The 14,198-nt window shown below is 72.9% G+C and carries 14 protein-coding genes; 5 read left to right on the top strand and 9 right to left on the bottom strand.

The features are described 5' to 3' along the window. Positions 1-38: 38 nt before the first annotated feature. The gene (locus QQM72_RS06880) at positions 39-1,460 is read left to right on the top strand and encodes a lipase maturation factor family protein (RefSeq protein WP_314219881.1); all 1,422 of its coding nucleotides are present in this window, start codon (positions 39-41) and stop codon (positions 1,458-1,460) included. Here QQM72_RS06880 and QQM72_RS06875 read toward each other — a convergent pair. Genes QQM72_RS06875 through QQM72_RS06860 form a run of 4 tightly spaced genes read right to left on the bottom strand, consistent with a single transcriptional unit; the run spans position 1,448 to position 4,300 of the window. Then, positions 1,448-2,272 carry an amidohydrolase family protein gene (locus tag QQM72_RS06875; RefSeq protein WP_314219880.1) on the bottom strand — a complete coding sequence of 275 codons (825 nt, stop codon included), beginning with the start codon at positions 2,270-2,272 and terminating at the stop codon, positions 1,448-1,450. The genes QQM72_RS06880 and QQM72_RS06875 overlap by 13 nt on opposite strands. Beyond that, positions 2,269-2,583 (bottom strand): L-rhamnose mutarotase, encoded by a 315-nt coding sequence (locus tag QQM72_RS06870; protein WP_314219879.1) that lies wholly within the window; start codon positions 2,581-2,583, stop codon positions 2,269-2,271. The genes QQM72_RS06875 and QQM72_RS06870 overlap by 4 nt, the downstream gene beginning before the upstream one ends. Further along, entirely contained in the window at positions 2,580-3,548 is a 969-nt protein-coding gene (locus QQM72_RS06865; RefSeq protein WP_314219878.1) for an aldo/keto reductase, read from the bottom strand. The genes QQM72_RS06870 and QQM72_RS06865 overlap by 4 nt, the downstream gene beginning before the upstream one ends. Then, positions 3,545-4,300, bottom strand: coding sequence for an SDR family NAD(P)-dependent oxidoreductase (locus QQM72_RS06860; RefSeq protein ID WP_314219877.1), 756 nt, complete (start codon positions 4,298-4,300; stop codon positions 3,545-3,547). Before QQM72_RS06860 ends, QQM72_RS06865 begins: the two co-directional genes overlap by 4 nt. A 186-nt stretch (positions 4,301-4,486) precedes the next feature. Between QQM72_RS06860 and QQM72_RS06855 the strand changes: the two genes are divergently transcribed. Beyond that, a complete protein-coding gene (locus QQM72_RS06855; RefSeq protein WP_314219876.1) occupies positions 4,487-5,203 on the top strand; it encodes a FadR/GntR family transcriptional regulator in 717 nt (238 codons plus the stop codon). 90 nt (positions 5,204-5,293) lie between these two features. Continuing rightward, positions 5,294-6,637, top strand: a complete 1,344-nt coding sequence (locus tag QQM72_RS06850) for an amidase (protein ID WP_314219875.1) — start codon at positions 5,294-5,296, stop codon at positions 6,635-6,637. A gap of 64 nt (positions 6,638-6,701) precedes the next feature. Here the strand turns inward: QQM72_RS06850 and QQM72_RS06845 are convergent, their stop codons facing one another. Beyond that, positions 6,702-6,875 (bottom strand): hypothetical protein, encoded by a 174-nt coding sequence (locus QQM72_RS06845; protein WP_020127513.1) that lies wholly within the window; start codon positions 6,873-6,875, stop codon positions 6,702-6,704. A gap of 484 nt (positions 6,876-7,359) precedes the next feature. On the opposite strand from QQM72_RS06845, the gene QQM72_RS06840 reads away from it, so the two are divergent. Together QQM72_RS06840 and QQM72_RS06835 are read left to right on the top strand one after the other, a co-directional pair. Next, positions 7,360-7,809, top strand: a complete 450-nt coding sequence (locus tag QQM72_RS06840) for a hypothetical protein (RefSeq protein ID WP_314219874.1) — start codon at positions 7,360-7,362, stop codon at positions 7,807-7,809. 25 nt (positions 7,810-7,834) lie between these two features. Continuing rightward, positions 7,835-8,593: an SDR family oxidoreductase gene (locus QQM72_RS06835; RefSeq protein WP_314219873.1), complete on the top strand. Its 759-nt coding sequence runs from the start codon at positions 7,835-7,837 to the stop codon at positions 8,591-8,593. 85 nt (positions 8,594-8,678) lie between these two features. Here the strand turns inward: QQM72_RS06835 and QQM72_RS06830 are convergent, their stop codons facing one another. The 4 genes from QQM72_RS06830 to glgA all read right to left on the bottom strand — a co-directional run bounded on the left by QQM72_RS06830 (position 8,679) and on the right by glgA (position 14,176). After that, positions 8,679-10,187, bottom strand: a complete 1,509-nt coding sequence (locus QQM72_RS06830) for an SDR family NAD(P)-dependent oxidoreductase (RefSeq protein WP_314219872.1) — start codon at positions 10,185-10,187, stop codon at positions 8,679-8,681. A gap of 103 nt (positions 10,188-10,290) precedes the next feature. After that, positions 10,291-11,649: a wax ester/triacylglycerol synthase family O-acyltransferase gene (locus QQM72_RS06825; protein WP_314219871.1), complete on the bottom strand. Its 1,359-nt coding sequence runs from the start codon at positions 11,647-11,649 to the stop codon at positions 10,291-10,293. 104 nt (positions 11,650-11,753) lie between these two features. Beyond that, positions 11,754-12,974, bottom strand: a complete 1,221-nt coding sequence (gene glgC, locus QQM72_RS06820; protein WP_314219870.1) for a glucose-1-phosphate adenylyltransferase — start codon at positions 12,972-12,974, stop codon at positions 11,754-11,756. Positions 12,975-13,024: 50 nt separating this feature from the next. Then, on the bottom strand, positions 13,025-14,176 hold the full coding sequence (gene glgA, locus QQM72_RS06815; RefSeq protein ID WP_314220145.1) for a glycogen synthase: 1,152 nt from the start codon (positions 14,174-14,176) through the stop codon (positions 13,025-13,027). Between the last annotated feature and the right edge of the window lie 22 nt (positions 14,177-14,198).

Raw genomic sequence — 14,198 nt, 5'->3', positions numbered from 1 at the left:
AGTGACATGGCCCGACCGGAGAGAAGGAGCGCACGGCCGTGGACTGGTTCACCGCACCCGAGTACTGGCTCAGCCGCCTGGTCTTCCAGCGGGCCCTGGCCGGTGTCTACCTGGTCGCGTTCCTGACGGCCGCCCTCCAGTTCCGGGCGCTGCTCGGCGAACGGGGGATGCTGCCGGTGCCCCGCTTCGTCGGGCGCGTCCCCTTCCGGCGGGCGCCGAGCCTGTTCCACTGGCGCTACTCCGACCGCCTGTTCGCGGGCTGCGCCTGGACGGGCTGCGCGGTCTCGGCGGCCCTGCTCGCCGGTCTGGACGCGTCGCTGCCCCTCTGGGCGGCGATGTCACTGTGGCTGGTCCCGTGGGCGCTGTATCTGTCGATCGTCAACGTGGGCCAGACCTGGTACGGGTTCGGCTGGGAGTCCCTGCTGCTGGAGACGGGCTTCCTCGCCGTGTTCCTCGGCAACGACGAGGTGGCCCCGCCGGTGCTCGTGCTCTTCCTGATGCGCTGGATCCTGTTCCGGGTCGAGTTCGGCGCGGGCCTGATCAAGATGCGCGGCGACGCCTGCTGGCGGAAGCTGACGTGTCTCTACCACCACCACGAGACCCAGCCGATGCCGGGTCCGCTGAGCTGGTTCTTCCACCATCTGCCGAGACCGCTGCACCGCGTGGAGGCGGCGGCCAACCACGTCACCCAACTCGTGGTGCCGTTCCTGTTGTTCGCCCCGCAGCCGATCGCGACGGCGGCCGGGTGCCTGATGATCGCGACCCAGCTGTGGCTGGTGCTGTCGGGCAACTTCGCCTGGCTGAACTGGATCACCGTCGTCCTGGCCGTGTCCGCGCTCGAACTGCCCACAGGCCACCGGGCGGCCCCCGCCACCCCGCTCTGGTACGAGATCGTGGTCCTCGCCGTGGCCGCGCTGCTGCTGTTCCTCAGTCATCGCCCGGTGGTCAACATGCTCTCCCGCCGCCAGGTGATGAACCGCTCCTTCGATCCGCTGCACCTGGTCAACACCTACGGCGCGTTCGGCAGCGTGAGCCGGATCCGCTACGAGGTGGTGATCGAGGGCACGCTCGACGAGGTGCCGCGCGAGGGCTCCGACTGGCGGGAGTACGAGTTCAAGGGCAAGCCCGGCGATCCCCGGCACTGGCCGCGCCAGTTCGCGCCGTACCATCTGCGGCTGGACTGGATGATGTGGTTCGCGGCGCTCTCCCCCGCCTATGCCGGGGCGTGGTTCGCCGCCTTCGTGGAACGGCTGCTGGAGAACGACCGCGACACGCTGAGGCTGCTGCGACGCTCCCCGTTCCCGCCCGACGAGCCCCCGCGCCACATCCGCGCCCGCCTCTTCCGCTACCGCTGCACCACATGGCGCGAGCTGCGGGAGACGGGCGCGTACTGGCATCGGAGTTACGTGCGGGAGTATCTGCCGCCGACGCGGCTCGCGGGGTCGGCTCAGAGGTCGTAGACCCGGACGGCCGTGGTCTCGAAGATCTCGGTGTGCGCATCCGGGCCGGTCAACTGCCTTGCGATGTCGAGGACTTCACCGTAGGAAGCGGTGGGTGTGCACACCGGCCAGTCCGAGCCGAACATCAGCCGGGCCGGGCCGAAGGCCTCGAGCACCGTGTCCGCGTAGGGGCGCAGGTCCTCGGTGGTCCAGGACGCGGGGTCGGCCTCGGTGACCATGCCGGAGAGCTTGCAGACCGTGTTGGGCAGCGCCGCGAGGGCCCGGACGTGGGACGCCCAGGGCTCCGGCGCGGCGGAGGCGATCGGCGGCTTGCCCAGGTGGTCGAGGACGAAGGTGAGTCCGGGCAGGGAGGCGGCCGCCTCGACGCAGGCCGGGAGCTGGTGGGGCAGCACCACGAGGTCGTGGACGAGGCCGGCGGCGGCGAGGGCGGCGAGCCCGCGCTGTACGTCCGCCCGCAGCAGCCACCGCGGGTCCGGCTCGCCCTGGACCTGGTGGCGGATGCCCTTGAGGTACCGGCCGCCGGGGAGTTCCCGCAGCCGGGCCAGTTCGTCGGCGACGTCCGCGCGGGTGAGGTCGGTCCAGCCGACGACACCCGCGATCAGGTCGTTCGCGGCCGCCAGGGCGAGCAGCTCGGGGGTCTCCTCGGCCACGGTGACCGTCTGGACGAGGACCGTACGGTCGACGCCGGCCGCGCGGGCCTGCGGCGCCAGGTCGTCGACGGTGAAGTCCCGCCGGAGCGGGCTGCCTTCGGCGATCCAGTCCTGGTCCCGTACCGACAGGTCCCAGAGGTGGTGGTGCGCGTCGACGGTCACGGCAGCTCCCAGACGACGGGCAGGCCGGCGCCCGCTCCCTCGTCGGAGTAGTCGTGCACCACGTCGAGCAGCTCGGCCATCCGGGCCTGCCACACCACGTTGACCGGAAGCTTCTCCAGCTCGGCGAGGAGGCGTGGATAGTCCTCGCATTCCAGGACGTGGAACAGATCGGTGCAGCTGCGCCAGATCGTCCAGGAGGTGGCGCCGGCGGCGCGGATGGCGTCCGTCAGCTCCTTCGGCACCTCCCGGTGCGCGGCCTCGTACGCGGCGACGCGGTCCGCACGGACCCTGGTGTGCAGGGCGACCCTCATGACGGCTCCTCGGGGGGAAGCAGACCCGTGTCCCGCAGCTCCCGCCAGAAGGCGGCGGGCACCCGGGTCGTGAACTGTTCGGCGCAGTCGCGCACTTCGGCCGCCGAGCGGGCGCCGACCAGGACGCTCGCCACGGCCGGGTGGGCGGCGCAGAACGCCAGGGCGGCGGCCCGCAGGGTGATGCCGTGCCGGTCGGCGGTCTCCTTCATCCGCAGGGCCCGGTCCAGCAGCCCGGCCGGCGCCCGCGCGTAGTCGAAGGTGGCGCCGGGCCGGGGGTCGGCCAGCAGACCGGAGTTGAAGGCGCCCCCGACGACGACCGACACGCCACGCTCGACGGCGGCGGGCAGCAGCTCGGCCCCGGCCCGCTGGTCGAGCAGCGTGTAGCGGCCCGCGCACAGCACCACGTCGACGTCCGTGTCCCGGACGAAGCGGGTGAGCATCTCCGCCTGGTTCATGCCGGCGCCGATCGCCCCGACGACGCCCTCCGCGCGCAGTTTCTCCAGCGCCGGGTAGCCCTCCCGGAAGGCCTCTTCGGCGTGGTCGTCGGGGTCGTGCAGGTAGACGACGTCCACACGGTCGAGGCCGAGCCGTTCCAGGCTGGCCTCCAGGGCGCGTCGTACGCCGTCGGCGCTGAAGTCCCAGACGCGGCGGTGCGTGGCGGGGACGGCGAAGCCGTCGGCCAGGTCGTCGCCGCCCCGGTCCGCGGCCTCCAGGCGGCGGCCCACCTTGGTCGAGACCGTGTACCGCGAGCGCGGGTGCTCGCGCAGGGCCGCGCCGAGGCGGCGTTCGGACAGGCCGAGACCGTAGTGCGGCGCCGTGTCGAAGTAGCGGATGCCCTGCTGCCAGGCGGCGGCCACCGCCTCGTGCGCCTGCTCCTCGCCGACCTCGGTGAAGAGGTTGCCGATGACGGCGGCGCCGAAGCCGAGCGGACTGACCGGGACGCCGCTGCGCCCGAGGCTGTTCACCGGCCCGCCGGCCGCAGCCGCAGGCCCTGCATCCCGCCGTCGACGGCGAGTGAGGTGCCGGTGGTCGCGCCGGACAGGGGGCTCGCCAGATAGGCGATGGCGCCCGCGACCTCGTCGGCGCCGACCAGCCGGCCGCTGGGCTGGCGGGCCTCCAGGGCGGCGCGCTCGGCGGCCGGGTCGTCGGCCGCGTCGAGCAGCCGGCCGATCCACGGGGTGTCCGCGGTGCCGGGGTTGACGCAGTTGACGCGGATGCCCTCGCGTACGTGGTCGGCGGCCATGGCGAGGGTCAGCGAGTACACCGCGCCCTTGGTCGCGCTGTAGAGGGCGCGCTGCGGCAGACCGGCGGTGGCGGCGATGGAGCAGGTGTTGACGATCGCCGCGTGCGCGGAGCGCCTCAGGTGGGGCAAGGCGGCTCGGGCCACGCGGACCATGCCGAGGACGTTGACGTCGAGGACCCGGTGCCATTCGGCGTCGTCGTTGTCCTCGACGGTGCCCTGGGCGCCGACACCCGCGTTGTTGACCAGGATGTCCAGCCCCCCGAGATCGGTGACGGCCGCCGCGACCGCCGCCCGCACGGAGGCGTCGTCGGTGACGTCGGCGAGATGACCGAGCAGGGGCTTGCGCACTCCCGACGGGTCCAGGTCGAGGACGGCGACCCGGGCGCCGCGCTCGGCCAGGAGCTCCGCGGTCGCCCGGCCGATGCCGGAGCCGCCCCCCGTCACCAGGGCCGTCAGCCCTTCGAAGTCGCTCACGCCGCCTTCTCCTTCCGGATCACGAGGTCGGCGGCCCGGAAGTCGCCGGCGGGATACGTGCCGAATATTTATCAGACCACTTCCGCTCGCCGACACCCCCCGGGTAGCTTTTTGGCGAGTTGCATGCCCAAGTGGTCCGACCACTCTCGCTGGGGATCGCGGCGCATCGGCGACAGGAGAGGCCACGTGGAAGACACTCCGCGCAGCGGGACCGGCGTCCCGAAGGGCACGGTGACGCAGCGCGCCATCGAGCGGATCAAGGCGATGATCACAGACGGCTCGCTGGAGCCCGGCCAGCGGCTGCCGACCGAGCGCGATCTCGCGGTGGAGCTGGGCATCTCCCGCAGCTCGATGCGCGAGGCGATCCGGGCGCTCACGGTGCTGGGGGTGCTGGAGGCCCGGCACGGTTCCGGGATCTACGTCACCGCGCTGGAGGCGGGGGACCTGCTGGATACGTTCGGGGTGGTGGCGGATCTGTCGCGGGGCCCGCGTCTGGTCGAACTGCTCCAGGTACGCCGGATCCTGGAGTCGACGGCCACCGCACTGGCCGCGGCCCGCATCACCCCGGAGCGGTTGGCCGTCGTGGAGGGGCATCTGGCGGCGATGAACGCGACGGACGACGCGGAGGAGATCCTGGCGCACGACCTGGAGTTCCACCGGGTGATCGCGGAGGCCGCCGGCAACGAGACGATGGCGGCGATCCTGGAGGGCCTGTCCTCACGCACCTTCCGGGCCCGCGTCTGGCGCGGCTACCAGGAGGAGGGCGCCTTCGCCCGGACCCGCCGCGAACACGCCGCGATCCACCGCGCGCTGGCCGCCCGTGACCCCGAGGCCGCCCGGGTGGCGGCGGCCGCCCACGTGGGCGAGGTGGAGGAGTGGCTCAGGGGGCAGGTGGGGCCCTGAGCCACGGCCGCCTCTCGACGCGGGACTCCCGCCGGGGCAGAGTTCTCCTGCGTACTCGCCAGTAGTGCACGTATACCGAGGGAGCTGCCTGTGACCAGCTGGGTCGGCCGGACCGCCGCCGAGATCGCCGCCGCCGTACGCGCGAAGGAGGTCACGCCCCGTGAGGTGGTGGCCGAGCATCTCGCCCGGATCGAACGGCTGGACGGCCGGATCGGAGCGTTCCGCACGGTGCGGGCCCGAGCCGCCCTGGCCGAGGCCGACGCGCTGGCCGCCCGGGGCGACCTGACCGGACTGCCGCTCGCCGGGGTGCCGGTGGCGGTCAAGGACAACCTCGGCGTGCGGGGCGAGTCGACCCGGGTCGGCTCGGCCGCGACACCGGACACCCCGGCCGACGCCGACCATGTGACGGTGGCCCGGCTGCGGGCTGCCGGCGCGGTGGTCGTCGGCCTGACCAACGTGCCGGAGCTGTGTGTCTTCGGCACCACGGAGGGCGTGCACGGCACCGCCCGCAACCCCTGGGACACCTCCCGCACGGCGGGCGGCTCGTCGGGCGGCAGCGCGGCCGCCGTCGCCGCGGGCCTGGTACCGATCGCCCTCGGCAACGACGGCATGGGCTCGCTGCGCATCCCGGCGGCCAACTGCGGCCTGGTGACCATCAAGCCGGGCCACGGGGTGGTACCGGCCGGGATCGGCGAGGGCGACTGGTTCGGGATGTCGGAGAACGGTCCGCTGGCGACGACGGTCGAGGACACACGGCTGATGCTGTCGGTCCTCGCGGACACCGACGTCGCGGCGGCCGGGGAACCCGGCGCGCTGAAGATCGCCGTCTCCGTGCGCAGCCCGCTGGCCGGGGTCACGGTGAGCAAGCCGTACACCGGCGCCGCCCGGGACGCGGCGGGAGTGCTGGTCCGGGCGGGACATCACGTGGAACGGGCCGAGCCGCCGTATCCGCTGTCGCTGGGCGTCACCTCGCTCGCGCACTGGACGGCGGGCACGGCGGTGGACGCCGCGAGCCTCGACCCGCGGCTGCTGACCCGGCGCACCCGGGTGCACGCGGCCGTCGGCCGGCGCTTCCTGTCCGGGGTGCGGGGCGGCTCGGCACGGGACGCGCTGCGCCGGCGTCTCGAACCGTTCTTCACCGAGTACGACGTGCTGCTCACGCCGGCGCTGGCGCGACGCTCACCGAAGTCGGTGCCGTGGCACGAGCGGGGCTGGCTGCGCAACGTCCTGGTGAACACGAACTACTCGCCGCTGACGCCGCCGTGGAACCTGACCGGCTGGCCCGCCATGGCGGTCCCCTTCGGCACCCTGCCCTCCGGTGCTCCCACCGCGGTACAGCTGGTGAGCCTGCCGGGGCGTGAGGGCGAACTGCTCCGGCTGGCCGAGCAGTTGGAGAGCCTGCGTCCGTGGCGACGGACGGCTCCGCTCGACTGAGCGGAACGAGCGGGCCCGGCGTGGGCGTGCCTGGCGCACACCCAGGCCGGGCGACCGCGAGCGGTCAGTCCACGCTGGGCAGGATGTGGGGCTCGGCGAGGTCCTCCTCGTAGCCCGCCAGACGGATGGGGGCGGAGCGGGCCCACACGTCGAGGCTGCCGATCTCGCCGGGCCGACGGCCGGCCCGCTCCGGGCGTTCCTTGGGACGTTGCTCGCGATTCGTCTTCTCCGGTGTCACCGCGCACTCCTTATGTGTCGGGTCACCCTCGGGGCGTGCCGGCCAGTCTGCGGTCCGGCGCCTGACGCTCCCTCGGGCCTGGCTCAAGTCGGTCGAGGACGCGGTGGCGCCGGCAACTTCTTGGAGGGCGAGCCGTTGTGAAGCGGCCTGTCCCATGACGGACCGTGGGTGTGGGTGGCACTCCGTACTGCTGTCCGTCCGCTACACATTAACCAAATGAGCGGGTGGCCGCTCGATAGGGCTGAAAATTTGGGGTAACCATGGCAAGTCACCCGTATGTCACCGCAGGTGAATTGAACCTTTTTCCACCCTGATGCACCTTCTGGATTCACCCGACCGGGGGATATTGCTGGGCGTGGCGGACCAGGGAGGGCGCGCGTTCGCCCGTGAGTGCGTCGCGCAGTTCAGGTGCCGTTCGTCCCGTCGCCAGCAGGCCATGGTCTGCTGGCGACCGGCAACGGCGGTCTCGCGGAAGGACTGACGCATGGAGCTGCGCAGCGTCGAGGAGCTGATGGACCTGCTGTACGCCTGCCGGGGCGTGCGGGACACCGCGGACCACGGTGGGCCGGGCGTCGACCTGCACGACCACGCGCTCCGGACGGCGGCACTGCTGCGCCGCGGCCGCCCCGCCGACAAGGAGCTCCAGCTCGCCGGGCTGGTGCACCCCATCGGCCGGCTGCTGTGCCCCGCCGACGCCACCGGCCGGCCGGAACGGGCCGCCGAGGCCGTCCGCCCCCTGCTCGGCCCCCGGGTCTCCCGCCTCGTCCGCCTGCACCCCTGGCACGGGCCCACCACGGACGACGATCTGCTCAGCCTGCGCCAGGCCGACGAGGAGGGCCGGGCGCCCGGGTTCGACGCGGGCGTGCTGGAGGACTGGCGCACCGTGCTGGAGCTGGTGGCGGCACGGAACTCGCGTCTGGGGGCTGTCGACTGACGGACCGTCATGAGACGGTACGGCGATGACGTCGTCGTACGGGTTGCGGGGCAGGGCCGCCGTCGTCACGGGGGGCACGCGCGGGATCGGCTGGGCGGTGGCACGGGCGCTGGCCGACGCGGGGGCGCGGGTGTGCGTCAGCGCGCGGGATCCGGACGGGGTGCGCCGCGCGGCCGGGGAACTGGACGGCGCCGGGCTGGCCGGTGACATCGGGGACCCCGGGCACCTCCGGGAGCTGGCCGAGCTGTGCCTCGACACCTTCGGCCGGCTGGACGTGGTGGTCAACAACGCGGCGACCAACCAGCCGTACGGACCGCTCATGGACGCCGATCCCGGCGCCTGGCGGGAGGCGTTCACGGTGAACGTCGAGGCGCCGCTGCGGCTGGTGCAGTGCGCGTGGCGGGGCTGGATGCGTGAGCACGGCGGCGTGGTCGTCAACATCTGCACGGAGGGCGCCGGACACGTCGGCCCAGGCGTCGGCGCCTACGGCACCAGCAAGGCGGCCCTCCTCCACCTCACCCAGCAGCTCGCGGGCGAACTGGGCCCGGGAGTGCGGGTGAACTCGGTCTCCCCCGGCCTGGTGCGCACCGAGATGGCCCGGTTCGTATGGGAGCCGGGAGAGAAGGAGGTCGCGGCGGCCTTGCCGCTGGGCCGGATCGGGGAACCGGAGGACGTGGCGCGAGCGGTGGTCTGGCTGTGCTCCGACGAGGCGAAGTGGATCACCGGGGCCGACCTGCTGGTGGACGGCGGCACGAGGGTGCGCCGGGCGCACATCGCCACCTGAGGGGCGCGGGGACCGCGCGACCGGCCCCCCTCAGCCCGCCCCCGGCCACCGGCCACCGGCCACCGGCCACCGGCGTGGAACGGCCCTACCACTTACCGGGCGCGTAGTCCTTCAGGAACACCCCGTACAGATCCTCGCCCTGCTCGCCGCGCACGATCGGGTCGTAGACGCGGGCCGCGCCGTCGACCAGGTCGAGCGGGGCGTGGAAACCCTCCTCGGCGAGGCGCAGCTTGTCGTAGTGCGGCCGCTCGTCGGTGATCCAGCCGGTGTCGACCGAGGTCATGAGGATGCCGTCGGCCTGGAACATCTCCTGGCCGCTGGTCCGCGTCACCATGTTCATCGCGGCCTTGGCGGCGTTGGTGTTCGGGTGTCCCGCGCCCTTGTAGCCACGGCCGAAGACGCCCTCCATCGCCGAGACGTTGACGACGTACGCACGGCCGCTCGTCGCCTTCCTGGCGGCGTCGGCCATGGCCGGGCGGAGCTTGCTGATCAGGATGAACGGCGCCGTGTAGTTGCACAGCTGAGTCTCGAGGAGCTCCACCGGGGAGATCTGCTCGATGGTCTGCACCCAGGTGTTGGTGTCGACGACGTCGGGGACCAGACCGCCCGCGTCGATGGCGGTGCCGTCGAGGTGCCGGGCGATGCTGGCGTTGCCCGCGACCAGGGCGAGGTCGGCGACCTGCTGAGCGTCGATGCCGGAGATGCCGGCGGGCAGGGTGGCCAGCCCGTCGACCGCGCCGGAGCCGAAGGCGCCGATGACGTGGTGGGCGGGCAGCTCGCCGGCCGGCAGCGGCGCGCTCTCGCCGTCGACCAGGGCGGCGTACGCGGAGGGCAGTCGCCGTACGGTCTGCGTCGCGTTGTTGACGAGGATGTCGAGGGGGCCGGCCTCGGCGACCTGGTCGGCGAGGGCGACGGCCTGCGCCGGGTCGCGCAGGTCGATGCCGACGACCTCCAGGCGGTGCATCCAGTCCCCCGAGTCGTCCATGGCCTTGAAGCGGCGGATGGCGTCCTTGGGGAAGCGGGTCGTGATCGTCGTGTGCGCGCCGTCCCGCAGCAGCCGCAGCGCGATGTACATGCCGATCTTGGCGCGGCCGCCGGTGAGCAGGGCACGCCTGCCGGTGAGGTCGGCGCGCACGTCGCGCTTGTCGCGGTTCAGGCGGGCGCACGCGGGACAGAGCTGGTGGTAGAAGTAGTCGACCTCGACGTACCGGGTCTTGCAGGTGTAGCAGGAGCGCGGGCGCTGGAGTATCCCGGCGATCCTGCCCTCCTCGGTGACCGAGGAGGGCAGGATGCCCTCGGTCTCGTCGTCGATGCGCTGGGCGGAGCCGGTCGCGGTGGCCTCGGTGACCGCCTTGTCGTGGGCGGTCTTGGCGGCCCGGCGGTCCTGGCGGCGGCGCTGCTTCACGGTGCGGTAGACGCCGGCGGTGGCCCGGCGCACGGCGATCGCGTCGGGGTGGTCGACGTCCAGCCTGTCGAGCTCGTCCAGCACGGCGAGGCAGACGGCGAGCCGCTCCGGGTCGATGCCGGGCCCGTACACGACCTCGTCCACGACCTCCTCCGTGACCGCCGTCGAGCCGTCCTCTGTCACCGTCATCGCGCTGCCGCTTCCCTGATCACCCGTGCGGCGCTCCGACCGAGTCCGCCCTCGAAGGACGGATTTTACGGAGCGCCGGGCCCCTCCTCCAAACCCGTTCCCGTCAAGAGCCGCAGGCCGTGATGAGCGTCTCCACCTCGGCGGTCAGGGCGCGGGCGAACCGGTCGAGGTCGGGGACCGCCTCGGCGTCGGCGACGAGCCCGTAGTGGATCTGGCCGCGGTAGGTGGAGACGGCGACCGCGAGGGCCTGGCCGCGGGCGAGGGGGGCGTACGGGAAGACCTCGGTCACCGGGTTCCCGCCGAGCTTCAGGCCGAAGCTCGGCAGGGGCACGCTGGTGACGAGGATGTCGAACCAGAGCCGGGCGGCGTGGCCGACCAGCGGGCCGCCGAGGCGGTGGCCGAGGGCCGGGACGTGGTCGGCGAGCAGGGCGACGGCGCCGGCGCCCCGGCCGGGGCCCGCGTCCTTGTTGCGGTCCATGGCCGCGCGGACCGTGGCGAGGCGGCGCAGCGGGTCCGGGTCGTCGACGGGAAGCCGCATCAGATACCCGGAGAGCCGGTTGCCCTGGGGGTGGGCGGTGCGCGGGCGGCGCTTGGAGACGGGGATGAGCGCGCGCGGCACGACACCCTCGCTGCCGTCGCCGCGTTCGTCGAGCCAGCGGCGAAGGGCTCCGGCGACGACCGCGATCAGCACGTCGTTGACGGTGCCGCCGGCGACCTTGCGGATCCGGTGCACGTCGTCGAGGTCGATGACGACGCCGGCGGTGCGGCGGGTGCCGGTGGCCGCGGCGGTGAGGGCGGGGGTGGGGCGCATCCCGAGGGTGTGCACGGCGACGGAGGCGCCGATGTCGAGGGCGCGGCCCACGTCGGAGACGGCTCCGCGCAGCAGGCCGGGCAGTCCGCGCACGTCGGGGAGGCCCCCGCGGGCCGGTTCGGCGGGGCGGGGGCGGGGGGCGGGCAGATCCATGGGGTCGAGGACGGCGGCGGCCAGGGCCAGCGCGCGCAGTCCGTCGGCGAGGGCGTGGTGGAACTTGAAGAGCACGGCGAAGCTGCCGCCGTCCTCGCCGGGCAGGACGTGGGCCTCCCAGGGCGGGCGGCCGCGCTCCAGGGGGCGTTCCATGAGCCGCCCGGCCTCGGCCTGGAAGTCGGCGGTGGGCGTGTGCAGCGTGACGTGGTGCAGGGGGTCGAAGTCGGGGTCCGCCTCCCGGGTCGCGCCCCCGAAGGCGAGCGACCGGCGCAGGTCGAACGGTTCCGAGCGGTCGAACGGCCGCCACAGGTCCCGGATCCGCATACGCAGTCCGGGAACGGCGGCGGCACGGGCCGCGAGCAGGTCGGCGGCGTGGGCGCCCGCGGTGGGCGACTGCGCCGTGAAGACGCCGAGCGCTCCCAGGTGCATGGGGTGCTCGGCCGACTCGAGGTTCCAGAACGCCAGGTCGAGGGGGGCCAGCAGATCGTCAGCAGTCAAGGGCTTGCCTCGCGTCGGCTAAGAGTGGAGGCAATCAGTCAAGCGCGCCCGGGCGATTACGGTCAAGTACGATCAAGCTACACACAGTTAACAGCGCATTAAGTTCAGGGCACCTGCTGGCCCTTACCCAGCGCAATCACGCCGCCCTTCGACACCGTGTACAGCTCCGCGTCCCGCTCCGGGTTCACGCCGATGGTCGCACCCGGAGGCACCTCCACGTTCTTGTCGAGCACCGCCCCGCGCACGACCGCACCCCGTCCGATGTGCACGTTGTCGTGCAGGATCGAGCCCTGCACGACCGCTCCCGGGTCGACCACCACACCCGGCGACAGCACCGAGCGGGTGACCTGTCCGCGGATCAGGCAGCCCGCACTGATGATCGACTCGCCGGCGATGCCGCCCGCGTTGAAACGCGCGGGGGACAACTGGCCCGAGTGGGTGTAGATGGGCCAGCTGCGGTTGTACAGGTTGAAGGCGGGGCGCTCGGCGATCAGGTCCATATGGGCGTCGTAGTACGCGTCGAGCGTGCCGACGTCCCGCCAGTAGCCCTGGTCCCGGGTGGTCTCGCCGGGCACGTGGTTGTCGTGGAAGTCGTACAGCTGGGCCTCGCCGCGCTGGGTGAGCGCGGGCAGGATCGAACCGCCCATGTCGTGGACGGAGCTCTCGTCCTCGGCGTCCCGCTGGAGCGCCTCGATGAGCGCCTTGGTGGTGAAGATGTAGTTGCCCATCGACGCGAACACGCTCTCCGGGTCGTCCGCGAGCCCCGGCGGGTCGGCCGGCTTCTCCAGGAAGCGCTCCACCGTCAGCCCGTCCGAGCCCGGGGTGATCACCCCGAAGGAGGAGGACTCGCCGCGCGGGACCCGGATCCCGGCCACGGTCACGCCCGCGCCGCTGTCGATGTGCTGGGTGAGCATCTGGCGCGGATCCATGCGGTACACGTGGTCGGCGCCGAACACGGCCACGTACTCGGGCCGCTCGTCGTAGATGAGGTTCAGCGACTGGAGGATGGCGTCGGCGCTGCCGAGGTACCAGCGCGGGCCGAGCCGCTGCTGGGCCGGGACCGGCGTGACGTAGTTGCCGAGCAGGCTGGACATCCGCCAGGTGGTGGTGATGTGCCGGTCCAGCGAGTGCGACTTGTACTGCGTCAGCACGCAGATGCGCAGGACGTCCGCGTTGACCAGGTTGGACAGCACGAAGTCGACGAGCCGGTACGTGCCGCCGAAGGTGACCGCTGGTTTGGCGCGGTCAGCCGTGAGAGGCATCAGGCGTTTGCCCTCACCACCCGCCAGCACGATTCCGAGCACCGAAGGCCCACCACGACGCATGGCCGCTCCCCTCAACCTGGTTGAACCATGGTTGCCCCCGGCCGGGGGAACTAAGCCTGTTTGACGATCTCCTCGTACAGCCCGACCGTCCGCCGGGCCACCGCGTCCCAGCCGAACTCCCCCACCGCGCGGGCCCGCCCGGCCTCGCCCATCCGGCGGGCGGACGCCGGGTCGCCGAGAACCGCGTCCAGCGCCCGGGCGAGGCCCGCCTCGAAATCGTCGTCCACGTCCACGAGTGTCCCGCTCACCCCGTCCTCGACGACCTCCGGGATGCCGCCGACCCGGGAGGCCACGACGGGAGTGCCGCAGGCCATCGCCTCGAGATTGACGATGCCGAGCGGTTCGTACACCGAGGGGCAGACGAACACGGCTGCGTGCGTGAGGAGTTGGATCACCTCGGGGCGCGGCAGCATCTTCGGGATCCAGCGCACGCCGTCCCGGGCCCGGCTCAGCCCGGCGAAGAGATCACGGAACTCCTGGTCGATCTCCGGGGTGTCGGGCGCTCCCGCGCACAGCACGACCTGCGCCGCGGGGTCGATGTCCCGGACCGCGCGCAGCAGGTGGGGCACGCCCTTCTGCCGGGTGATGCGGCCGACGAACAGCACGAAAGGGCGGTCCGGGTCGAGGCCGATCCGGGTGAGGGCGTCGGTGCCGTGATCGGGACGGTACAGGGCGGTGTCGATGCCGTTGTGGACGACGTGGACCCGGTCCGGGGCGAGCGTCGGATAGCAGGCGAGGATGTCCTCGCGCATCGCTCCGGAGACGGCGATCACCGCGTCGGCCGCCTCCACCGCGGTCCGCTCGGCCCAGCTCGACAGGGCGTAGCCGCCGCCGAGTTGCTCGGCCTTCCAGGGCCGCAGGGGCTCCAGCGAGTGCGCGGTCACCACGTGCGGGACGCCGTACAGCTCCTTGGCGAGGTGGCCGGCGAGGTTGGCGTACCAGGTGTGGGAGTGGACGAGCTCACGGCCTTCGAGGGCGGCCGCCATGGCGAGGTCCACGGAGAAGGTGCGCAGCGCGTCGTTGGCGCCGTCCAGCGCGGACCAGGGGCGATGCCGCTGGACGCCCTCGGTGCGGCCCTCGCCCCAGCAGTGCACGTCGAGGTCGACCAGCCGCCTCAACTCACGTGCCAGGAACTCCACATGGACGCCCGCGCCGCCGTACACGTCCGGGGGATACTCCCGGGTCAGCAGTCCCACACGCACCCGGAACCCCCACTCTCGGCGA

The sequence above is a fragment of the Streptomyces zaehneri genome, from assembly GCF_032248645.1.
GTDB classification, from domain to species: domain Bacteria; phylum Actinomycetota; class Actinomycetes; order Streptomycetales; family Streptomycetaceae; genus Streptomyces; species Streptomyces coriariae.
The sequence above is the reverse complement of the archived record's forward strand: the minus strand, read 5'-3'. Positions and strand labels throughout refer to the sequence as shown.

Coding starts and splice junctions, on each gene's coding strand:
- QQM72_RS06870 (WP_314219879.1), bottom strand. CDS start 2,583: ATGAGGGTCGCCCTGCACACCAGGGTCCGTGCGGACCGCGTCGCCGCG.
- QQM72_RS06840 (WP_314219874.1), top strand. CDS start 7,360: ATGGAGCTGCGCAGCGTCGAGGAGCTGATGGACCTGCTGTACGCCTGC.
- QQM72_RS06835 (WP_314219873.1), top strand. CDS start 7,835: ATGACGTCGTCGTACGGGTTGCGGGGCAGGGCCGCCGTCGTCACGGGG.
- QQM72_RS06830 (WP_314219872.1), bottom strand. CDS start 10,187: ATGACGGTGACAGAGGACGGCTCGACGGCGGTCACGGAGGAGGTCGTG.
- glgC (WP_314219870.1), bottom strand. CDS start 12,974: ATGCGTCGTGGTGGGCCTTCGGTGCTCGGAATCGTGCTGGCGGGTGGT.